Source organism: Chryseobacterium hagamense (assembly GCF_007991455.1).
In the GTDB taxonomy this organism is placed as follows: Bacteria; Bacteroidota; Bacteroidia; order Flavobacteriales; family Weeksellaceae; genus Chryseobacterium; species Chryseobacterium hagamense.
In genome coordinates this window covers 25,676-48,577 of record NZ_BJYJ01000019.1, presented here as the reverse complement: position 1 = coordinate 48,577, position 22,902 = coordinate 25,676, and the positions used below count along the sequence as shown (strand labels likewise).

Annotated in this window: 15 protein-coding genes; 4 read left to right on the top strand and 11 right to left on the bottom strand. The window is 43.5% G+C overall.

All coding sequences use genetic code 11. The features are described 5' to 3' along the window. Positions 1–127: 127 nt before the first annotated feature. The 9 genes from CHA01nite_RS14840 to CHA01nite_RS14800 form a co-directional block, all read right to left on the bottom strand. On the bottom strand, positions 128–1,846 hold the full coding sequence (locus tag CHA01nite_RS14840) for a glycoside hydrolase family 43 protein (protein ID WP_146942733.1): 1,719 nt from the start codon (positions 1,844–1,846) through the stop codon (positions 128–130). Positions 1,847–2,150: 304 nt separating this feature from the next. Further along, complete coding sequence (locus CHA01nite_RS14835; RefSeq protein ID WP_146942731.1) at positions 2,151–4,613, bottom strand: glycoside hydrolase family 95 protein; 2,463 nt, start codon at positions 4,611–4,613, stop codon at positions 2,151–2,153. Between the two features lie 138 nt (positions 4,614–4,751). Next, a complete protein-coding gene (locus tag CHA01nite_RS14830) occupies positions 4,752–5,567 on the bottom strand; it encodes an SDR family oxidoreductase (RefSeq protein ID WP_146942729.1) in 816 nt (271 codons plus the stop codon). 3 nt (positions 5,568–5,570) lie between these two features. Next, complete coding sequence (gene uxuA, locus CHA01nite_RS14825; RefSeq protein WP_146942727.1) at positions 5,571–6,785, bottom strand: mannonate dehydratase; 1,215 nt, start codon at positions 6,783–6,785, stop codon at positions 5,571–5,573. Positions 6,786–6,871: 86 nt separating this feature from the next. Then, entirely contained in the window at positions 6,872–8,833 is a 1,962-nt protein-coding gene (locus CHA01nite_RS14820) for a RagB/SusD family nutrient uptake outer membrane protein (protein ID WP_174771831.1), read from the bottom strand. 12 nt (positions 8,834–8,845) lie between these two features. Then, positions 8,846–11,728 carry a SusC/RagA family TonB-linked outer membrane protein gene (locus CHA01nite_RS14815; protein ID WP_146942723.1) on the bottom strand — a complete coding sequence of 961 codons (2,883 nt, stop codon included), beginning with the start codon at positions 11,726–11,728 and terminating at the stop codon, positions 8,846–8,848. A 95-nt stretch (positions 11,729–11,823) separates the two neighbouring features. Next, positions 11,824–13,152 carry a xylose isomerase gene (xylA, locus tag CHA01nite_RS14810; RefSeq protein ID WP_146942721.1) on the bottom strand — a complete coding sequence of 443 codons (1,329 nt, stop codon included), beginning with the start codon at positions 13,150–13,152 and terminating at the stop codon, positions 11,824–11,826. A gap of 107 nt (positions 13,153–13,259) precedes the next feature. Beyond that, positions 13,260–14,744, bottom strand: a complete 1,485-nt coding sequence (locus CHA01nite_RS14805; protein WP_146942719.1) for a xylulokinase — start codon at positions 14,742–14,744, stop codon at positions 13,260–13,262. Positions 14,745–14,760: 16 nt separating this feature from the next. Further along, complete coding sequence (locus CHA01nite_RS14800) at positions 14,761–15,477, bottom strand: NUDIX hydrolase (RefSeq protein ID WP_146942717.1); 717 nt, start codon at positions 15,475–15,477, stop codon at positions 14,761–14,763. A gap of 852 nt (positions 15,478–16,329) precedes the next feature. Between CHA01nite_RS14800 and CHA01nite_RS14795 the strand changes: the two genes are divergently transcribed. From CHA01nite_RS14795 to CHA01nite_RS14780, 4 genes are all read left to right on the top strand, one after another. Then, the gene (locus tag CHA01nite_RS14795; RefSeq protein ID WP_146942715.1) at positions 16,330–17,103 is read left to right on the top strand and encodes an SDR family NAD(P)-dependent oxidoreductase; all 774 of its coding nucleotides are present in this window, start codon (positions 16,330–16,332) and stop codon (positions 17,101–17,103) included. 464 nt (positions 17,104–17,567) lie between these two features. Then, positions 17,568–18,488, top strand: a complete 921-nt coding sequence (locus tag CHA01nite_RS14790; RefSeq protein WP_146942713.1) for a helix-turn-helix domain-containing protein — start codon at positions 17,568–17,570, stop codon at positions 18,486–18,488. A 202-nt stretch (positions 18,489–18,690) separates the two neighbouring features. Further along, positions 18,691–19,503: an SDR family oxidoreductase gene (locus tag CHA01nite_RS14785; RefSeq protein ID WP_146942710.1), complete on the top strand. Its 813-nt coding sequence runs from the start codon at positions 18,691–18,693 to the stop codon at positions 19,501–19,503. Positions 19,504–19,963: 460 nt separating this feature from the next. Then, entirely contained in the window at positions 19,964–20,884 is a 921-nt protein-coding gene (locus CHA01nite_RS14780) for a helix-turn-helix domain-containing protein (protein ID WP_146942708.1), read from the top strand. Positions 20,885–21,038: 154 nt separating this feature from the next. Here CHA01nite_RS14780 and CHA01nite_RS14775 read toward each other — a convergent pair whose 3' ends face one another. Both CHA01nite_RS14775 and CHA01nite_RS14770 read right to left on the bottom strand, forming a co-directional pair. After that, entirely contained in the window at positions 21,039–21,737 is a 699-nt protein-coding gene (locus tag CHA01nite_RS14775; RefSeq protein ID WP_146942706.1) for a LytR/AlgR family response regulator transcription factor, read from the bottom strand. Continuing rightward, positions 21,737–22,792 (bottom strand): sensor histidine kinase, encoded by a 1,056-nt coding sequence (locus CHA01nite_RS14770; RefSeq protein WP_146942704.1) that lies wholly within the window; start codon positions 22,790–22,792, stop codon positions 21,737–21,739. Before CHA01nite_RS14770 ends, CHA01nite_RS14775 begins: the two co-directional genes overlap by 1 nt. Positions 22,793–22,902: the final 110 nt, after the last annotated feature.

Genomic DNA, 22,902 nt, shown 5'->3' with positions numbered 1-22,902 from the left:
CATTTTAGATTAACAACTACCTATGGCTTTATCATCCAGCTGAACCTTTTTAAGTTTTGGCTGAAGCCGAATGCACTGTTCTTTTTGAAAACGGGCTAAAGCCCGTTCCTATTGATATAGAGCCAGATTAATTCGGTACAATATCGTTAGATGACGTGCTGTACAGACCGATCAAGCTTCCGGTGAAACCGCCTGCCACATCGGTAGACAAAATATCTCCGGAAACCGGTCCGCCCAGGTTTTTGAAATTTTTACCATCCGATGCGTAGTTGAAGCTCAGGTTATCATTTTCGCCCATCACCTGAAGTTTCATGGTTTTTGACAATGAAATTTTCTCGCTGGCCACCAGCCTGGATGTTCCTTTTTCGGTTCTTTCTAGTACGATGTAATAGTCTTTGTCTTTTTTGGTAATTCCGAACACATAGTTGAATCTTTCGCTTTGGTAGCAGGTGATTCCGGCCAATTCTTTTTCAGACTTCGGTTTGAAATCCAGAGTTACGGACGTTTCGAAATCCTCATGCTGCAGCCTGTGGAAAAGAGCGGACACCGGAGCCAAAGCTTTGATATTCGTGTCCATCGGATTTACTTTTACCCCGTTTTTAGTTGCGGTAATGAAGTTTTCACGCGGCCCGCGCATTGCGATCCAACGGAAATCCAGGTTTTTATCAGTCAGTTTATCATTGTAGGTAAAGTTTCCGTTCGGGAAGAAACCGTTTTGCCCTGTCAGGTTTTGGGTTCCTTCAGGTAACTTCAATTTCGGCTTCATTGGTACCAGTCCGTTCTGGAATACCGGATAGGTTCCGCTCCAGTCCACCGGGAGCAGGAAGGTTTCACGGCCTTTATTCACGCGGTTGTTGACATTCGGACGAATGGCCAGGAATACGCCGTACCATTGTCCGTTCGGGCCTTCCACCAGATCGGCATGGCCTGCCCAGTCCACTTTTTCCTTGCGGTCTTTCGGGAAATAACGCTGGGTAAGGATCGGGTTGTTCTTCGCCGGAACAAACGGTCCTTTCGGAGAATCGGCCATGAAGATCACTTCGCTGTGCCATCCGCCGGTTCCGCCTTCCGCGCACATCAGGTAATATTTCCCTTTGTATTTGTATAAATGAGGCCCTTCGATCCAGATCGGTTTCTGGGTGATATCCACCCCGGCATTAACAATAATTCTGTCGGATCCTGCTACCACCTGGTCTTTCTCCAGATCGTAATCCCACATTTTGATGACGCGATGACCCTGATACTGCTCGGTTCCCTTTGGCGGCGCATCATTGTGAACAATGTAGGCTTTTCCGTCATCATCAAAGAAGATCGCCGGATCGATCCCGTCAAAATTCAGCTTCTGGACTTCGCTCCAGCCTTTAGCCGGATCTTTGGTTTTTACAACCATGTTTCCTACTCCACCCGCAATCTGTGTGGTGATCATATAAAACGTATCGTTGTATTTGTTGTATTTGATGTCCGGTGCGTAAATTCCCTGGGAAACTCCGCCTTTTTCCACTTTCAGCTGTGACGGTCTGTCCAACACGTGGCCTACCTGCTTCCAGTTGACCATATCCTTTGAGGTGAAGATCGGAACTCCCGGAAACATGGAGAATGAGGAATTCACCAGGTAATAGTCGTCCCCTTTTTTGGTGATGCTCGGGTCCGGATAACATCCCTGCAGGATCGGCGAGTAGAATTCGTCCGGTTTCAGCGGATTGTCATTGTATATCTTGTCGTTTCCACGGTAGTTGAAATCGGAAAAGGTCTGAGCGGAAATGTTGCTTACGCTTAAGAACGCTGCTGCCGTCAGCAAGGTGAATTTGTTCTTTAAAAAATTCGGATTCATGGGTTTCTTTTTCATATATAAATTTCTTAATTTTTGTTTTAAATATTGAACAGGGTTCGTTGTTTTTACCCAAGTCGTACCTGTTGTTATAATTGTTGCACCCTTTCAGGGTTCGTGATTGTTTTATTCATTTCCACAGGTTTCACCTGTGGCTATTTTTGTTCAACCCTTTCAGGATTCTAATGATCCCGCCAATAGGATTTCATCCTATCCTACATTAGCCGTCCCTTCGGGACTTCGATTATTATCATTTTAAATTTGGTTAGGGCTAATTCCTGCATTTATCTTTTATGAATGATCTAAAGCCCGTTCCTATTAATTATTTCATTTTTAATTTATAAATTTTTCCGGCTTCCGTTGGGAAATCGTAGATGAATTCGTTTTTAATTTCAACGGGATTGAGTTTTGCCTCTTTTGAGATCAACGGTCTTTTTATTTCCGGCGTTTCAAAAAAGGGATTCGGGTTTTTGCCTTTCGCTTTTTTGAGTTTTGTTTTTCCTTTTAATTCCATTTCGTTTGGAATCCTGATTCTGCAGTTTCCGCGTAAGGTTGATCGTATGGAAATTTCTTTCGCTTTATTATTTTCCCAAACGATATCGATTTCAAAACCGCCGTACGCTTTTAATCCGGAAATATTTCCGTTTTTCCATTCGTCAGGAAGGGCGGGAAGAATGTCGATAAAACCGTTCTGCGTTTGCAAAAGCATTTCGGTGATTCCCGAAGTGCAGCCGAAGTTTCCGTCGATCTGAAATGGCGGATGGGCATCAAACAGATTCGGATAAGTTCCGCCTTTGCTTCCCCAGCCGTCTTTTTCTACCAAGATCAACTGGTCTTTGATTAATTTGTTGGCATGATTTCCATCAAGCAGTTTAGCCCAGAGGTTGACTTTCCAGCCCATTGACCAGCCGGTAGAAACATCACCGCGATGAAGCAGAACGATTCTGGCAGCTTCCGTCAGTTCCGGTGTGTTGAACGGATTGATCTGGTTCGAAGGAAACAGACCATACAGATGGGAAACATGCCGGTGGTTATCTTTCGGATCGTCCCAATCGCCCATCCATTCCTGCAGCTGGCCGTAACGCCCAATCTGCATCGGCGGTAGTTTTGAAATAATGGTATTCCAAACCGGAATTTTATCTGAGTCAAGGTGAAGAATCTCTGCTGCTTTTTTGGTTTTGGTAAAGAGGTCGAACATCAATTGGTTATCCATCGTATTTCCGGCGGCGAGTGCACTTCCCTGATGTCCCTGCGGAATGTTTTCGGGAGATATCGACGGGGTTACGACGAGCCAGTGATGCACCGGTTCTTCAATAAGAAAATCTTCATAGAACTGTACCGCTGATTTCAATACCGGATAAACCGATCTCAGGTCATCCAGATCCCCGCTGTACAGGTATCTCTCCCAAAGGTGCTGGGAAAGCCAGGCTCCGCCCATCGGCCACATTCCGGCATTGGCGAAATCCACCACTCCGGAGATTCTCCAGATATCGGTGTTGTGATGGGCGACCCAGCCGCGGCTGTTGTACAGAGTACGGGCCGTTTGCTTTCCGGATTCGCTCAGGTCTTTTACCATTCGGATCAACGGTTCGTGCATTTCCGGAAGTCCGGTTTTTTCCGCCGGCCAGTAGTTCATTTCCGTGTTGATGTTGATGGTGTATTTGCTGTCCCAGGCCGGTCTGTCGGAGTTGTTCCAGATTCCCTGAAGATTGGCCGGCTGACCGCCGGGTTGTGAAGAAGAAATCAGGAGATAGCGTCCGAACTGATAATACAGAGAAATGAGTTCAGGATCGTAGCCGGTCGCAAAATTTTTAATCCGGACATCGGTTGGATTTTTTGCCGCTTCGGAAGTTCCTAAGTTGAAATCAACTCTTTTGAAATATTTCCGGTAGGCTGTAAGGTGATTTTTAAGTAAAGTTTTAAAGGATTTATTTTGTGCGGATTCAATAAATTTACTACTCTTCTGAATTTCGTCAGTATTCAGTGTTTTATAATCGGTGAAATTGGTAGCCATTGAAACCAGGATCAGTACTTCATCGGCACCATTTACCGAAATTCCGCTTCCTGCAATTTTGGTTTTCCCGCCTTTGCTGATAACTTTTGCCAGCGCGTTGAATTTCACCTGTCCCTGAACGCCATCCAAAGTAGAAGATAAGCCATTCATCTGAAAAGTATAGGTATCGATGGCTTTACTGTTCTTTTTCAGTTCGCTGTTGAAATTAGCCGTAAAACTGAGAGCGTTCTTTTTATCCGAACTGAGTTTAATAACTATAACCTGATCAGGAATTGAAGCAAAAACTTCTCTTCTGAAGGTAATTCCATTTGAAGTAAATGTGGTGGTGACCACCGCTTTTTCAATATCCAGTTCCCTGTAGTAATTTTTGACGTCTTTAAGATCAGTAAAATCCAGGGTTAAATTGCCGATGTTTTGATACGCCGAACCGTGAAGGGTTTTGGCGGTTAAACCCTGATCCGCAAGAACCTGTGCCCGTTTATAATTTCCGTTAAAAAGGTAATATCTGATGGAGTCCAGGACTTTAGGACCGTCCGGATTATCGTTCCGGGAGGGACCACCGGACCAGAAGCTGCTTTCGTTAAGCTGAAGCTTTTCCTTGGAAGGATCCCCGTAAACCATTGCTGCCAGCCTCCCGTTTCCGACAGGCAGTGCTTCCACCCACTGGACAGCGGGCCCGTTGTACCAAAGCTTGTTTTTCCCGCCTTTCTGGGCAAAGGAAAATCCGCTTATGAAAAGACAAAGGGTGAAGAGGCGATGTTTTGGGTTCATTAATTTTTTATTTTGTCTGTTATATTGAACAGGATCTTTTTCATCATCATCTGTGGATATCAAACAAAATTTTAAAACGAGACCTCAACGTATGATAGTCAAGGTCTCTCTAACTATATATGAAGAAAATAACCAATTTTAAACGCCGCTGAAGGCACTGAAGCCTCCGTCTACCGGCAATAAGGCACCGGTAATAAAGCTTGCGGCTTCCGAACAGAGGAACTGTACGGCTCCGTTAAGCTCTTCCACTTCCCCGAAACGCTGCATCGGGGTTTTGGCCATTACCTTTTTGCTTCTGTCGGTTAAAGAACCGTCCGGATTCAGAAGAATGGCCCGGTTCTGATCGCCGATGAAGAATCCCGGTGCTACTGCATTCACCCGGATTTTATCGCCGAATTTCAGGGCTACATCCGAAGCCAGCCACTGGGTAAAGTTGGTGATGGCTGCTTTTGCGGCCGAATATCCCGCCACCCTGGTAATCGCTGAATACGCTGCCATTGAAGAGATATTGACGATGCTTCCGCTTCCCTGCTCTGCCATTGCTTTTCCGAAGACAAAGCTTGGGTAAACGGTTCCGTTGATATTGAGATCGGTGACTTCATCCCAGCCTTTCATATCCATGTCAAAGAATGACTGATCGGGAGATAAAGTTGCAGCAGGAATATTTCCGCCGGCAATATTTAACAGAATATCGATTCTGCCATATTTTTCGGTAATTTTTTTTGAAGCCGCCTCAAGACTTTGGATGTCCATCACATTGGCTTCAACGGCAAAGGCATCACCGCCCAGGTCCGTCCATCCTTGTACACAGGCATCCAGTTTTTCCTGGCTTCTGCCCAGAGCGACCACTTTTGCTCCTGATTTGATAAAGCTTTTGGCCAGGCTTCCGCCCAAAACGCCGGAAGCACCTGTAATAACGGCTACTTTATCTTTTATGCTGAATATTTCGTTCATTTTTTATGATTGATCGTTGATAATTGATGAAGAAAATGATTGGTTTTCCCGGGCCATTTCATTCTGAACGGCAGCCATGACACCATCAATCTGTCCCAAGGCAAGCATTCTGCCCAGAAATGAGTATCCGGGATTGTAACCTTTGTCAATGTCTTCGGTCAGAAGCCTTCCGTGATCGATGCGCATCGGCAGATCCGGGTTTTCTTTTTCGAATACGCGGATCACGTCGATCAGTTTTCCTCTTCCGCCCAAATGATGGGCTTCGATGAAATCCCCGTTGTCGAAAACATTGGTGCTTCGGAGATGGACAAATTTCGTACGATGGGCAAATTTCCGAGCGAGCTTCGGGACGTCATTGTCCAGATTAGCGCTTAATGATCCTGCGCAGAAGGTCAGCCCGTTGTGAGGATTGTCTACGGCATTTAAGAACCAGTCGATATCTTCCTCATTGGTAACAATCCTTGGAAGGCCCAGTAAAGCGAAAGGCGGATCGTCAGGATGCACACACATCCGGATGCTCCATTTTTCGCAAACCGGCATTATTTTTTCAAGGAAATATCTGAGGTTTTCACGAAGCTGGTTTTTATCGATTCCGTCATACAAAGCCAACAGATTGTTGAATTTTTCTACCGGGTTCAGATCGCCTTCTTTAATGTTTCCATTAACGAATCCCTGTGTTTTTACAATCACCGAATCGATCAGATGATTATTGTCTTCTTCGGTAAGGGTATTTTTAAGTTCTTCTACTTTCTGAAGAATTTCCTGCGTATAATCGTTTTCCGCTCCTTTTCTTTTTAAAATATGAATTTCAAAATAAGCGAATTTGGCTTTGTCAAAATATAAAGATGACGAACCGTCTTCCCATTGATGGAAAAGGTCTGTCCTTGCCCAATCCAGCACCGGCATAAAGTTGTAACAAACGGTGGTTAAGCCTGCTTTGCCCAGATTTTCAAGACTGGCGATGTAATTCTCTATTAAAAAGTCGCGGTCTCCACCTCCGTACTTGATCGCTTCGCTCACCGGGAGGCTTTCCACCACAGACCAGCGAAGACCGTAACCTTCTATATAGTTTTTATAATCATTCACCGCCTCCAGACCCCAGACCTGCCCGTTCGGGATATCGTGTAGTGCAGAAACAATGCCTTCGACACCGATCTGACGAAGTGTCTCTAATGTAATCTTATCTTTTTTGCCAAACCAACGCCAGGTTTTTTCCATAAGTTTTGAATTTTTCTTCATACTAAACAAAATAGGTGCTTTTCAACACCTATTTTGCTGCTAATATGAATGTAGAATAAATTTAATTAGTATCCAGGATTCTGGTATTTTGCTTTATCTGCTGCAGACATTTCATTCATTGCGTCCAGCTGCCCCTGAGGGATCGGTCTAAGATAATGATAAGGCTGAATGTTTCTTGTAAAAGTCTGAGGCGTATGGTTTCCATAAGCTGTCCCTCCAATTTGATAAGTCGCACCATATTCTGCCCACTTTTGGGTTCTAACCAAGTCAAACCATCTGTAAAACTCTCCATAATATTCTCTGGATCTTTCGGCGAGAATATAATCTATGGTAATTGTTGCAGGCGTTGCGGCAATCATTGCTGCACTGTTGTCTGCAATATAAGATGCATTGTTCTTATTACTAAACCTCCATTTTCCGGCTCTAGCACGGATAACGTTGATTAAATCTCTTGCGCTCACGGCACCCGAAGCTCCCTTAACTGCCGCTTCTGCTGCAATGAAATAGAATTCTGAGAATTTGGCTACAGGGAATGGTCTCGTTAATGCAGCATTTGGATAACCTAATCCAGCAAGGTCATTTGTCTGATAAGTTCCGATTTTCCAAAGTCCCGGATATACAATTCTGCTGATTCCATTAGGTGAAATCACCCAATCTGCACGTCCTGGTAAAACCCCTGCCCCTACGCCATTTTGGCCGCTTCCGGAAGGATAAGCAATATTGGGAAGTTGAGAATCATCATCTAAAAAGCTTAATATCGCTCCACCTACCGGCACAGGAAGATTATTGGCATTGTATAACGTAGTAACAGTCTCCAAACCTGTTCCGGTTTTCTGCCAGTTTCCTCTATAAGTAGTTACAAAAGTACCGTCATAACGGGAATCATTAGTTTTATCAGCAAAGGTATTTTTGATCACTCCGATAGGCGGAGCCATACGTACCCAAGGCCTTCCGAATGACTGGGCAGCTTCTCTTGTAATCGGGGTTGCAGCATTCCATGTAGTGGCTGATTTACTACTTTTAATATTGGTATAATTCCAGGTCTGCATCCAGGCCGCGAAATTATCGGGAGCCCATCCGGAACCGTAGCCCACCGGATCTCCCTCGTTATAAAAAATACTGGATGCCGTATGATCTGCGTAAAGCATCTGCTCCGAATTGCGGTCTTTAGAACCTTCATTCACATCATAATAGGTAGGCTGAAGAGCATAAGATCCCGGAGTATTAATACCTTGTAAAGCAATATCGTAAGCCTGTTGGAAATACCACTGTGCATTATGCCCATCCGGATCTGTTCTTGCAGCATCAGGATAAGTTGGGATGTTATTAGGATTCTGTAACCACCAACCATAAGTAAGGTATGCTTTGGCCAGAAACAGCCTTGCTACATTCTTCGTAACACCGCCGGTAACTCTTGGGCTGGCAGGAAGATTATTTACTGCTTTCAGTAAATCCGGGAAAATACCTCTTGTATATACTTCCGGAACAGTGTTTCTTTTAGACAGAGTCGTAGGTGAAATATTAAGAGCCAATTCTCCTGAACCCAAATCTAACGGAACACCACCATAGGTCTGTACCAATTGGAAGTAATAAAATGATCTGAAAAACCGGGCTTCAGATACAAGGGATTCGGCAATATTAAACTTTGGTCCTCTTTCTATAATACCGTTAGCAGTGTTGATATAAGGAAAAACAGATCCCCAAACCATGCTTGTAGGAAAAGTATTGGAGTTAATAGCTCCTGCCCCTCCCGTCATATCAAGATCCTTGAAGTTACCGTCTGCACTCTGTGCCCAGGTTGCTTCATCCGTTCCGTTCTGTGTTGCACTCATGTAATAGCCGTTTCCGTAAAGAAGACGTAAGCTTCTGTATAAAGCCGTTACACCAGATGTTACACCATCTGCAGAGTTGAAGTAATCAACCGTATATCCTGATCTGGGTTGTTCGTCTAGAATTTCATTGCAGCTAGACAAGGCTAGTGAACTCACTAAAATACCCAATACAATTTTTTTGTTAATTTTTATCATGATGATGTAGATTTAAAAAGATAAATTAAGTCCCAATATAAAGTTTCTCGTGGCAGGATTGTTAGTTCCTATGATCAACTGACGATTTTTATAACCACTGGTGACCGCCTGGTTCTGATCTCCTGTGGAATTTGGCTCAGGATCCATACCGGAAAATTTATGATACGGAGAATAAATAATCAGGGGATTAGTAACCGTAAAGTAAATTCTCAAGCTGTTAATATTAAGATCTTTAAGGAAATCTTTATTTAAGTTATATCCTAATGTAAGTGTTCTCAATTTAACGTAAGATCCATCAAACATAGCTAAAGTTGACAGATATTTTGGGTTGTCTCCGCTTGTGGTTCCACCCGGTTTTGGAAACAGGGCATCCGTATTGTCATCCGTATAGTAATCCACATCTACGTTATTTCCTCTACCCGTTAATCTGTTTAAGTAACCGGTAGGGCCATAAATAGAACTGATCAGAATCCCTCCTTTCTGGAATGCTCCTACCGTACTTAATTCGAAGCCTTTGTAAGCAAAACGCATATTGAAACCACCTTGCCAGTCAGGATTGGTATTAAACACCTTCATGTCATTTGGTCCGATTTGTCTTTCCGGTGTTCCATCCGCTTTATAACCTCCAGTGTAGAGAACTTTGATCATCCCCGGAGCCGAATCTGTTTGTGGTTCTAAAATTTTTAAATAAGGATCTCCTTTTTGCCACAATCCAATATACTGATAATCATATAAAACATTAACATTATAACCTACAAACCAAAGATTATTCACATCTCTATCCGCACCTGATGCAAGGGATAAAATTTTATTTCTGTTGGCATACCAGTTAATTCCTGCATCCCAGCTGAAACCATCCGGCTTATCAATAATAATTCCGTTCAGAGAAGCTTCCCATCCTTTGTTCTCAATATCTCCTACATTTTGCAAAACACCACCTGGAATTCCAGCACTTGAAGGTAAACTCTTATTCTGAAGTATACCATAAGTATGTGTTCTGTAATATTCGACTGTCCCGTTAATTCTATTATTTAAAAAACCAAAATCTAATCCTGCGTTATGGGTTTTGGAATATTCCCATCCTAAATACGGGTTAGGTGCCGTATTGATAGAAACGCCTGTAGAATAGGCCGCTCCGAAGTTATACGGGTTAACAGATAAGCTTCCTAAAGTGGTATAAGGTGCGATAGCCTGATTTGAAGTTTCTCCCCAACCATATCTTAATTTGAATAAATTAACGAACTGGAAGTTTTTCATAAAATTCTCATTAGCCACATTCCATCCAACGGAGATCGCCGGATAAGTATTCCACTTATGCCCTTCTGCTAGAACTGAAGCACCATCTGCCCGAAGTGTAGCAGTAATCATATATTTATTGTCATAGGTATACATTGCCCGCCCCATATAAGAAAGAAGTCCGGTTCTTACATAAGACTGATTATTCGGGCTTACCGTAATATCGGTCTGCGGAGACTGTCCCAGATTATAATATTGGAAGAAATCTGCAGGTACATTTTTAGCACTGATATAACTACTCATAAAAGTATTTTGTTCAGAAGAATATAATGCAACGGCATTAATTTTATGTTTCCCAAAAGTTTTATCGTAAGTTAATAAGTTCTCAATAGTCCAGTGATAAGTTTGATTATTCCCTTTTCCGGCAGAAGAAAAAGCTGCAGGATTGGTATTAAATACTCCTACTCCTGTATAATTTCCGCTATTTGAAGTTCTGAAATCCAACCCTACATTGATACGGTATTTCAATCCGTCTATCGGTAGCTTAACTTCACCATAAATATTGTTGTAAGACGAGAAAGCATTTGTTTCATCTACATATTTATCTCCTAATGCATCAAGGCTCTGTCTTGTATAAGTCCAGGCTTGATCCATATTCGAGGACATACTTAACGTTCTTCTTGGATTTCCGAATTCATCATAAGGACTGGCCAATGGCGAATATCCTAAAGTAGGAGCTGCAGCAATACCATTTCCTTCAGATTTCACATAATTGGAATTGGTAGTAAAACCGAATTTAAAACTTTTTCCAACCTGCTGATCCAAGCCAACCCTAATACCAAAACGTTCATAGCTTTGCAAAGGAACAATTGCATCCTGTTTTAGATATGACAAACCAACATTATAGTTACCCCCTTCCGTTCCTCCGGAAACTCCTACATCATGGTTAGTAATCATCGCCGGCTTATAATACAACTTTTGCCAATCAGTATCAACACCATCTTTTTCGCTGTCTCCATTTTTGATAAGATCGCCGGCATCATGCCTTAGTTTCGTTAACTGGGCAGCATTCATCATAGGATACCTTGAGAACAAAGTCTGGCTCCCTGTAAAAGAATTGTAGGTGAATCTCGGCTTTTGACCTTTAGATCCTCTATTAGTTGTTACCAAGATTACCCCGTTTGCTCCTCTGGAACCATAGATTGCCGTTGCAGAAGCATCTTTCAGGATATCAATACTTTTAATATCGCTGGAGCTTATATCTCCCAGCGATCCTGCAAAAGGAATTCCGTCCAATACAACAAGCGGATCATTGGCATTATCTGATAATGATCTTGTCCCTCTGATTCGTATTTTCATAGTTGCTCCCGGCTTACTGGAAGTCTGATTGATTTCCACCCCCGCACTTCTACTCTGTAATGCTTGCGTAATATTGGCAGTAGGAACTTCTCTGAGGGTCTCACCCTTTACACTTACTACCGAACCCGTTACGGCTTCTTTTCTTTGGGTACCGTACCCGATGACCACCACTTCCTCTATCTTCTTCTCCTTGGGCACCGTATCTTTTTTAACCTGAGCATACGCCATGCCGGCAGGTAATAAGGCCATGGCAAAAAAGAGGGCCGCCTTATTGGTTTTAGCAAAATAAAATCGGTTCATAATTATTATTTTTAAATATTAGGGTTGAAATAAAAAGGCTGGTGATGATGATCATTAAAAGAAATCCTTAGTGTTTAACAGCCTTTTTATTTATTTTAGATATACATGTTCACGATCGCTTCAAACAATTCCTGTTTTCCGCTTTTTGGCTGAGGTTCCCCGATTTCATGGGCTATTCTCTGAAGATCCTCTAAAGTGAGAGATCCTTCTTCAAATGCCTTTCCGTTCCCATTGTCAAAAGAAGTATAGCGGTCTGTTCTTAATTTGTTGTAGTCTGAGTTTTCAAGAATGTCGGCAGCGGACAGAAGACCTTTTGCAAACACATCCATTCCTGAAATGTGAGAGATGAATAAATCTTCAGGATCAATAGAGTTTCTTCTGATTTTAGCGTCGAAGTTTACGCCTCCTTTTCCTAATCCTCCTGCCGGAAGCAATACCAGCCAGGCCTGAACCATTTCCAGGTAATCTACCGGGAACTGATCGGTATCCCAACCGTTCTGGTAATCTCCCCTGTTCGCATCGATGCTTCCTAACATTCCCGCGTCTACTGCTGCCTGAAGCTCGTGCTCGAACGTATGGCCTGCCAGGGTAGCATGATTTACTTCAATATTTAATTTAAAATCTTTATCCAATCCGTAATGTCTCAGGAATCCGATTACCGTTTCCGAATCGTAGTCATACTGGTGCTTGGTAGGCTCCATCGGTTTAGGCTCGATCAGGAAGTTTCCGGTAAAACCTTGCTGGCGGGCATAGTCTCTGGACATCGTAAGAAAACGTGCCAAGTGGTCTTTTTCACGCTTCATATCCGTGTTCAGAAGGCTCATATACCCTTCTCTTCCGCCCCAGAAAACATAATTTTCGCCTCCCAATGCGATGGTTGCATCGATAGAGTTTTTAACCTGAGTTCCGGCACAAGCCAATACATCGAAGTTCGGGTTGGTAGAAGCTCCGTTCATGTATCTTTCGTGGGTGAAAACGTTAGCCGTACCCCAAAGAAGCTTGATTCCGGTTTCCGCCTGCTTCTGCTTGGCGTATTCTACAACAGCCTGAAGGTTTTTCTCGTAGTCTTTCCAGTTGTCTGCCGGATCTACCAGGTCGATATCGTGGAAGCAGTAGAAATTAAAGCCCATTTTTGACATAAATTCAAAACCGGCGTCCAGTTTGTGCATCGCTCTGCTAACGGCATCGTTTCCGATATCCCAAGGGTGGTGAATAGTAGCTCCCCCGAACGGATCGCTTCCGTTAGCACATAACGTATGCCACCACGCCATTGCAAAACGGGTCCAGTCTTTCATCGGTTTCCCCATGATTACTTTTTCTGCATCATAATAGCGGAACGCCATCGGATTTCTGCTTTCCTTCCCTTCAAACTTGATCTTATCGATCCCTGTGAAAAACTCTTTTGTACCTGTTAAAGTGTTCATATTTTGTCTTATTTATTTTTTTATTTTCTTTAATTTTTTGCATGAAAGCTCCCGGCTCACTGATTTTTGAAGGTCAGCAAGTACATTGGAATTTCTTTTGTGATTTTTTAGATGATTTCGTTAAGATGGTTTTTCCACCTTGAATAGGCTTCTGTATATTGTTCGCGTTTTTCATGTTCCGGCTCGATAACGGCGATCTTTTCGAGTGATGAAAAGGCTTCCCTGGAATCGGCATAAAATCCGATTCCCATTCCCGCTGCCCGGGCAGCACCCACGGCTCCGTCCGTATCGTACAGTTCAATTACCGCATTGCTGACACTGGCCAGCGACTGGCGGAAAATCGAACTTAAAAACATATTGGCATTTCCTGCACGGATCACCTGGATATCCATCCCGATGTTCCGCATGATATTCATTCCGTACTCATACGAAAAGACAATTCCTTCCTGAGCCGCACGCAGGATATCCCCTTTTGAGTGGATGTTGAAATTGATCCCGTGGATCGAGCAGCTGGTATCCTTATTTTCCAGTACCCTTTCCGCCCCGTTTCCGAAAGGGATGATGCTTAACCCTTTGGAGCCGATCGGCGAAAGCGAAGCCATATCGTTCATATCTCCGTAAGAAGAAAGCGAAGTGGCAAAATTGTGTTTCAGCCATGAGTTCAGAATTCCGGTTCCGTTGATGCACAGCAAAACCCCCAGTCTGGTCTGCTCCGGCGTATAATTTACGTGTGCAAAAGTATTTACTCGTGACAGTTTATCGTAGTCCAGTTGATCCAGAACTCCGTAAACGACCCCTGAGGTTCCCGCGGTGGAAGCAATTTCCCCCGGATTAAACACATTCAGCGACAGGGCATTATTCGGCTGGTCGCCTGCTCTGTAGGAAATCGGGGTTCCTTCTTTCAGTCCGAGCTCCCGGGCGGCGGCTGCAGAAACCGTAGACTGGATTCCGAACGTCGGCACGATTTCCGGGAAAAAGCTTTTCGGGATCCCGTAATAATTGATCACATCTTCCGAAATGCAGTTGTTTTTAAAATCCCAGAAAATCCCTTCGGATAATCCTTCTATGGTGATTCCGATCTGTCCGGAGAGTCTCATCGCGATATAGTCTCCCGGCAGCATGATCTTGTCTATTTTTTCAAAAATCTCCGGCTCGTTATCCTTTACCCATGCCAGTTTGGAAGCGGTAAAGTTGCCCGGCGAATTCAGCAGGTGCGATAAACATTTTTCTTCCCCGATGGCTTTAAAAGCCTTTTCACCGTAAGGAACGGCACGGCTGTCGCACCAGATAATGGAGGGTCTCAGCAGGTTCTGGTCTTTATCTACAAGAATCAGCCCGTGCATCTGCCAGGTAATCCCGATTCCTTTAATATCCTCGGCCTGTATTCCGGATTCATGCATAACGGCTTCGTGCGCAAGCTTCAGGTTGGTCCACCAGTCTCCGGGGTTCTGTTCTGCCCAGCCCGGATGAATTGCCGTAATTTTCATTTCCTTTTTCGGAGAAAATTCTGAAGCAATCACTTTTCCGCTGGATGCCTCGATGAGACATACTTTTACAGAAGAACTGCCGATGTCATAACCTAATAAGTACATAGTATAAAGGAGGGTATTATTTAATTAGTTTCGTATTGTTTTTCTTAAAGACCTTGGCATCAAACTTATAATATCTGGCGGCACGGTGCGACACGTTTTTTTCGATTTCATCCAGCGGCACGATATAGTTGAAGGATGATATTTTTTTATGAAAGTTTTTGATATCTATATATTTTTCACTCAGTGCGCTGTAGAGCTGGTACAATTGCCTGATGGTAAACCTTTTCGGCAGAAGCTCGAAAATAATCGAGAAATCCGATTCGATCCATTTTCTGATTTCAATCAGCGATTCGCTGATGATCTTGTTATGATCGAAAGGCAACGAAGGCACCTGGTCGATCGGGAACCAGTCTACCGTGCTGTACTTGGTACTGTTGATCTTATGATCGATCTTGCAGAGCGAAAGATATGCTACGGTGATGATCCGGTCGATATGATGCTTATACTCCTCTCCCATCCAGTTGATGTCCTTTTCATTATTCGCCCTCATCGGGTCGGCAAAACATTTAAACTGCTTCAATACCATTTTTCTGATCCCTGTAAGCTCGTGAAGCACTCTTTCTGCTGCATCGTCTACATCCTCATCACTGAAAATAAGACTTCCCGGAAGCTTGATCTGCTTTTCCGCATCCAGATGCCTTTCCACGAGTAAAATATTCAATCGGTTATCATGGTCAAATCCAAAAACGACACAATCAACGGAAACATAGGTATGTATAAATTCAGGGCTCATTAAAGTGTTAACATTTATGTAACATGACAAATATAAAAATTCAGATGAATAAAAAAAATATTTTTATTGCTAACACTTAAATATCAGTAATTTACATATCGATTTTTTATGATAACAATTGTATATAATTAATGATAAGGTTATCATACTTATTACACTTACAAATATTGTAAAGGATCATTTTACAAGCATTTATACAAAAAATAAGTATAAAAAAAACTCTATTTTTCCTTTTAAAATAATATGATAAGAATTGTTAAAAAATATTTTTAAAAAAATTATAAACAAGTGTAAAAAAAACACTTTTATAGCCGAAAAAGCATTAAAAAAACATTAATTTTTTTACCGTTTTTGTATGTAAGGCTCACTAAAATTATAAAAAGTGGAATTTTGATAAATGAATACCCTGTTAAGAGTCGTTTAAAACCCGGGGTATTAAGATTACCATTATACCGTTATAAAAGCAACCCGATCAAATCTCTGTTGCTATCCGGCCTTGTTGCCTTTTTCTTTTAGTTCCTGGAGGAAGAAAGCATCACTGTAATCTTCAGGAAATTCCCAATATTTAAAAAGACTACACTTCAAAGCGGGTGACTTTCTGCCCCGTACCTGCTAGCTGATGGGCCCCCCGAATCTTTTCAGTATCAGATGCTTTATTAAGCTGTAAATGAGAATCTTCAAAACAATAACTGAACTGAATCCATTCAGTTTTCATCTGAGGCTTCTTATTTCCATAAAAGTTGCCGAAGAAAGCAGTATTATTCTCAATTCGGCTTCAGATTATCCCGATTGGGTTCCTCCTGATCATCTTTAAATATCCACCTTTGCTTCATCAATTTTAAATCGAAGATTATGCAGAACAATGAAAACAAAGCAGCACTGGTGTCGGGTGCGAATACGGGTGTAGGCTTTCAGATTGCCAAGGCTCTGGTGGAAAACGGCTATACCGTCTATGTAGGGTCACGTGACCTTCAGAAGGGGAAAACGGCGGCCGAGCTGCTCGGCAAATCGGCAGTGCCCATCCAGCTTGACATTACGGATAACGGCTCCGTCAGAACAGCCGTTAAAACCATCGAAGATGAAACCGGGTACCTGACGCTCCTGGTCAATAATGCGGCGGTTTCCCACGCCGGAGCACCGGGGCGTACCATGGAAGAGGTCCTGGATTCGCAGCGGGCCGGCATTGTACCCGTCGATGTAATGAAAACCGTTTGGGAGACGAACGTTTTCGGGACCCTTGCCCTGACGCAGGCCTGCCTTCCCTTGCTTCACAAAGCAGCAGGTGCTAGAATCGTTACGGTTTCCAGTGCTTTGGGATCCCTCACGATCAATGCCAATCCGGATAACCCGTACCGGTCCAATTTTGATGCGGCTTATGGCGCTTCAAAAACCGCGCTCAACGGCATCTTCCTGTCTCTGGCCATTGATCTGGAAAATACCGGCATCAAGGTGCATCTGGTAAGTCCGGGCTTTACGGCGACCGCACTCAACAACTTTCAGGGAACGGATTCCGTGGAAGAAGGCTCCAGGGAACCGGTCCGTGTGGCGCTGGCGGAAGATCTTCCGAACGGAAGCTTTACCGGTCCTGCTCCTTTCAGCGGTGAAAATAATGTACTCCCATGGTAATTTAGCTTACACCGGAGACTAATCCGGACGGACAGGCCGGAAGATGGAAGCGGGAGGCCGGAAGGTGATCTTGTCAGAAATACAACCAAAGGTTTTGCTCATCAGACTCAATATTTTATGGCTCTGCCACAGAATTTATTTAATCCGGACGCATTAGCCTTCGTGTTATTTTTTGATGAGATCAACAGCTGAATGTCATTTTGCATACAATTTCATTTACCGTTATCTTAAAATTCCGGAGGAGGCAGCTTTTTATAAAGTACGATAAAATCCTGTCAGAAGAATTAACCGTTTATCTGTCTGCCCGGAGCGTTCTATTGGAAATCCCGGATGAAATGAGCCTTAATTTTATTTTTAAATTAAATAAAACAATTGAATATAAGTTCGATATGGCCGAATTCACACTTATTCAATCTTAAAGAACCAGTGATCAGCTGTCGTCAATTTTTTTATACATTTACAGCATGAAAGCTAAAGAGGAACAGCTGATCCGTTTTATTTCGATATCGGAAAGCCACGAGGCCTTCGGACTGCCGGCGCCGCAGCACCCGCTGATCAGCCTTGTGTATTTCAACCGGGACAATCCGTTCAATACCGCAATGGCTCCGATCTACGATGTCCTGAGTTTTTATAAAATTACCTTTATCACCCGTAATAAAGGCCGGCTGAAATACGGCCGGAGTTATTATGATTATGATGAAGGCAGCATGCTGTTCCTGGCACCGAACCAGCTGGTGGGAAGTACCGATTACAACAGCGAGACCTATTGTTACATCCTGCTGATCCATCCCGATTTTCTGCTCGGCCATCCGGTAGCCACAAAAATCAGACAATACGGTTACTTTTCCTATGCCTCCAATGAAGCCCTGCATCTTTCGGAATCCGAAAGGGAAATCATCCTCTCTGTTTTTAAAATCATGGAGCGGGAGCTCAACAGCCGGGTAGACGAATTCAGCCAGGAAGTGGTGATCGCCCAGCTCGAGCTGATGCTTAGCTATGTCAACAGGTTCTACAAAAGGCAGTTCATTACCCGGAAAACCGTTAATAACGATATTCTCCAGAAAACAGAAAGTCTTCTTGATGATTACCTGAATAACCAGAAAACACTCCGCCACGGACTTCCGACCGTACAGTATCTTTCAGAACAGCTCCATATTTCTCCGGGTTATTTAAGTGACCTGTTGCGTCTGCTCATCGGCAGGAACGCCCGGCAGTATATCCGCAGCAAACTCATCGAAAAAGCAAAGGAGAAACTTTCTCTGACGGATCTTACCGTAAGTGAGATCGCCTACGAACTGGGCTTTGAACATCCGCAGTCGTTCAGCAAGATGTTCAGGCTACGGACGGGCCTTTCGCCGCTGGAATTCCGGGGTTCTTTTGAATAGTTTTTTTTAAGCCTGTCATTAAATATCCTTCGGGAGTATACACGATAAGCGTTCACCCGGAAACAATATCAATTGATCCGCTTCATTCTGTCCTTATTTTGTACAAAAGACCACATTGCCATTTTGGCTACGACAATTACCATTTAGGCTTCTCCTATGCCTGGCCGGTAAGATACCTTTGCTGTAATAAATTAAAAAAATTATGAATCAGACAATTTTTATTACCGGAGCTTCTTCCGGAATCGGAAAAGCGACGGCCAGGTTATTTGCATCAAAAGGCTGGAACGTTATCGCTACGATGCGTACACCGGAAAAAGAAACGGAACTCAACACAATCGGTAACATTACCCTGCTGAAATTGGATGTAACCGTACCGCAGGAGATACACGAAACGGTACAGAACATTCTTCAGGAACATGAAGTGGACGTGGTTTTCAATAATGCGGGCTATGCGCTGATGGGCGCTTTGGAAGCCGTGTCCGACGAAGAGATCCGTGCCCAGATGGAAACCAATTTCTTTGGCGTTGTACGGGTAACGAAAGCCTTTATCCCTTATTTCAGGGAAAGAGGCCGCGGATTGTTTATCACGACTGGTTCGTCTGCAGGCCTGGCAGGATTCCCGATGGGATCGATGTATGATGCCAGCAAATGGGCCATTGAAGGATGGAGTGAAAGTCTTTCCTACGAACTCTCTGAATTCAATATCGGGATCAAAACCATTGAACCCGGTATGGTATCTACGGAAATCATGAACAAATCCCCAATGGTTTCCCATCCTGTCTATGATTCCCTGCTGAATAAATTTGTAGCGGCGGTCATGCAACAGGAAAACATGACGACGTCCGAACAGATTGCCGAGGTGGTTTACGGAGCGGCCACCGACGGCTCAAAGAAACTGAGGTACGTCTGCGGTGAAGATGCCATCGCGATGTACAAACACCGCCTTGCAGTAGGCGACGAGGCCTTCCGCGAGGGAATCTTCGAGATGCTGAATGGCGGAAAATCTCTTATTTAAAGCCTTAAATATAGCAACATGAGGAAATATTTCAGCGACTTAAGGAAGCAAAGAAAAAGTGGAAATTTTAAAGATTTTAGCTTAATGTGAATCCGACGGTAACTATTATTTTTAAGCGATTTAATGGAATTAAAAGAAAAGTGAATACCTTAGAGAATTTAGATTAGTGAAAAAATCAGTTGATCTTCAAAATTACGGGTAATATCCTTATCGACTGTGCTTCCAGCATCCAGCACCCGTCTTCCAGCTTTTTAAGTACGGTTTGTAGCTCGAATCCACTTTTGCTCAGTGAAAAATCAGTTGATCTTCAAAATTCCCGGCAATATCTTAACCTAAGATACTTCCGGCATCCGGCTTCCCTCTCCCAGCCTGTCAATCGGGAGTTCACATTATTTAAACCTTCCATAGAAATCTGACGTCCACTATACCGGCCGTTGGATTTTTATGTACATTTGAAATTATGAAATCAAGACAAATTCATCATCCCAGGCATTTCCGGACGCTTTTTGAAATGCAGCACGCACTGAACCTTCCCAAGCCGGCGCATCCTTTAATCAGCTTGCTGGATTACCGGGAAGCCACCATTACCAATGAGATGCTGTCCTTTGATTTTGTGATGGATTTTTATCATATTACCTTTAACGATTCTTCGGGATGCCGGATGAAATACGGCCAGACGACCTATGATTTTAATGAGGCCGGCATGTGTTTTACCTCACCCGGACAGTCTTTGGCAGGCATCTCATCTTCGGGAAACCCTGCAGGTTTTACCCTACTGATCCACCCTGACTTTTTCCGGGGCTATCCGTTGGAACGTAAAATCAAAACGTACGGCTTCTTCTCCTACTCGATTAATGAAGCGCTTTACCTGTCGGATAAAGAGAAAAATATCATCACCAATATTGCCGGTAATATCAACGACGAACTGAAAACATCGATCGACGACCTGAGCCAGGATGTGCTGATCTCCCAGGTAGAGCTTCTGCTGACCTACAGCCAACGGTTCTACAAAAGGCAGTTCATTACCCGTAAAATCATCAATAACAATCTGCTGAGCAAAATGGAAATGCTGCTCGATCCATATTTCAATTCGGAAAGAGCCGTCATCGAAGGACTTCCAACCGTAAAATATGTATCGGATCAGCTGAAAGTTTCCCCGCGTTATCTCGGGGATATGCTCCGTTCGGTTACCGGATTCAATACCCAGCAGCACATCCACATGAAACTCATCGAAAAAGCAAAGGAGAAACTTTCTCTGACGGATCTTACCGTAAGTGAGATCGCCTACGAACTGGGCTTTGAACATCCGCAGTCGTTCAGCAAAATGTTCAGGCTCCGGACAGGCCTTTCGCCGCTGGAGTTCCGGGGTTCTTATAATTGATGTGAATGGTGAATTCTGCTCCGCAGGTCAATGTTGCTCCGCAAGTGAATTTATACGGTAAAAATTGACCATTAACCCGAAGGAATTGACGATTGACCTAAAAACTTCCCGCATCCGGCTTCCCTCTTCCAGCCCATTAAGCCGCATGTTGTTTTTAAAACAACCGTTTCGCCGAAAACAGCCGGGCAAAACCATCAAATGCTTCGCGGAAACTCCGGCCGACAGGAACGGAAACTTTCCCGATCAAAACCTCATGATAGCTGATGGCCGTCACCCTGTTCTGATTGATGACGAACGACCGGTGAATTCTTAGAAACCCTTTGTTTTGAAGACGGGCAGCCATTTCGGAAACCGATGTTTTCGGGACGGTAACCATCTCATCCCCGAGCACAGCCTTAATATCATTGCCGATGCTTTCAAAATAAAGAATGTCTTTCAGCAGAAGCTTCCGGCTGAATCCGTCGGTTTTAAAAATGACAAAATCCTCTTCATTTTCCTTTTCTGTCCTTCTCAGGATCCGGTCCACCGATTTGAAAAAACGTTCGAAGGTGACCGGTTTCAGGAGATAGTCAACCGCTTCAAGCTCAAAACCGTCGATGGCAAATTCGCGGTAAGCGGTCGTGAAAATGGTCGGCGGCCTTTTATTCAACGATCTTAAAAATTCAATACCGTTCAGGTCCGGCATCTGAATATCGAGAAACAGAAGATCCGCATCCTGCATCTGTAAGATCCGGTAGGCTTCCAGCGCGTTTTTGGCCGTGGCTACAAGATTCAGTTCCGCTATTTTCGAGATATGGTTTTCGAGAAGCCTGACAGCCAGTGGCTCATCATCTATTATTATGCAGTTGATCATTATGTTAAAGGAGTTATTAATCCGACACTGAACCGGTTGTCCGTTTGTTTTATTTCTAATGAATGCCGGTTGGGGTAATATAGGTTGAGTTGTCTTCTGATATTTTCCAGCCCGATGCCGGTATCATTATTCTGATCATTTTCAAACAACGGATTGTCTACGGTAAAAATGGCATTATTTTCATCGGTTCTTACAGAAATGCTGATGGTAACCGTACCGCTCGTTTTTTCAGCGCTGTGCTTAAAGGCATTTTCTACAAAAGACAGGTACAGCAGAGGCGGAATCAGGCCGGGAAATTCAATCTTTTCCACCATTTCGATATCCAGGCGTTCATCGTAACGAAGCATTTCAAGGGCAATATAATCTTTTATAATCTTCATTTCCTCGGCAATGGAACCCCTTTCTTTCTGGCCGTGGTAAAGCAGGTAATCCAAAATATCCGAGAGCCGGCTTATCGACTGGGGAACTGCACCGGAACCGGTAATGGATAAGGAATAGATGTTGTTTAGGGTATTGAAGAGGAAGTGGGGATTCAGCTGTGCTTTCAGGGCTTTCAGTTCCAGCTCGGATTTCTCTTTCTGAAGCTGAAGGGCATTCTGTTTTTCATCCCTGTACCGGAGCATGAATTTCACCGAAATGAAAATGAAAGATCCGGAAATAATAGGCAGGATGTAATAAAACAGCAGATAATTAACATCGGTGAAAATATCGCAAACAGGATCCTGAGGATAGTCTGCAAATAAAGGTTCGGCCAGATACACGATGAAAAGACGGTTCAGAACGCCTAAAAAATAGATTCCGCCAACAAAATAAACGGTGAAAAGAAAATATTTTTTAGCCTCGAAAAATTTCCGGATCAGAACGGAATAGATCCAGTTGGCTCCAATGATCTGGAAGATCCAGTGACAGATGTCATAATACAATATTTCCCTGAAATCCGGCTGCTCAAGTTCACCGTAATTCCGGAAGATCCCGAACACGAACAGCGCGATCCAGAATACCGCCTGCTGAATGATCCCGTTTTTTAGCTTGCCGCCTGATCTTTTTTTCACCATGCGTAAAGATATTACTAAAAAGCTTTACATACGCTGATCGGCTTTAAAAGCATCATTTTTGATGACAAACAGCAACAGCAGGCATCCGGATGGCGGAAATTGTTGTATAC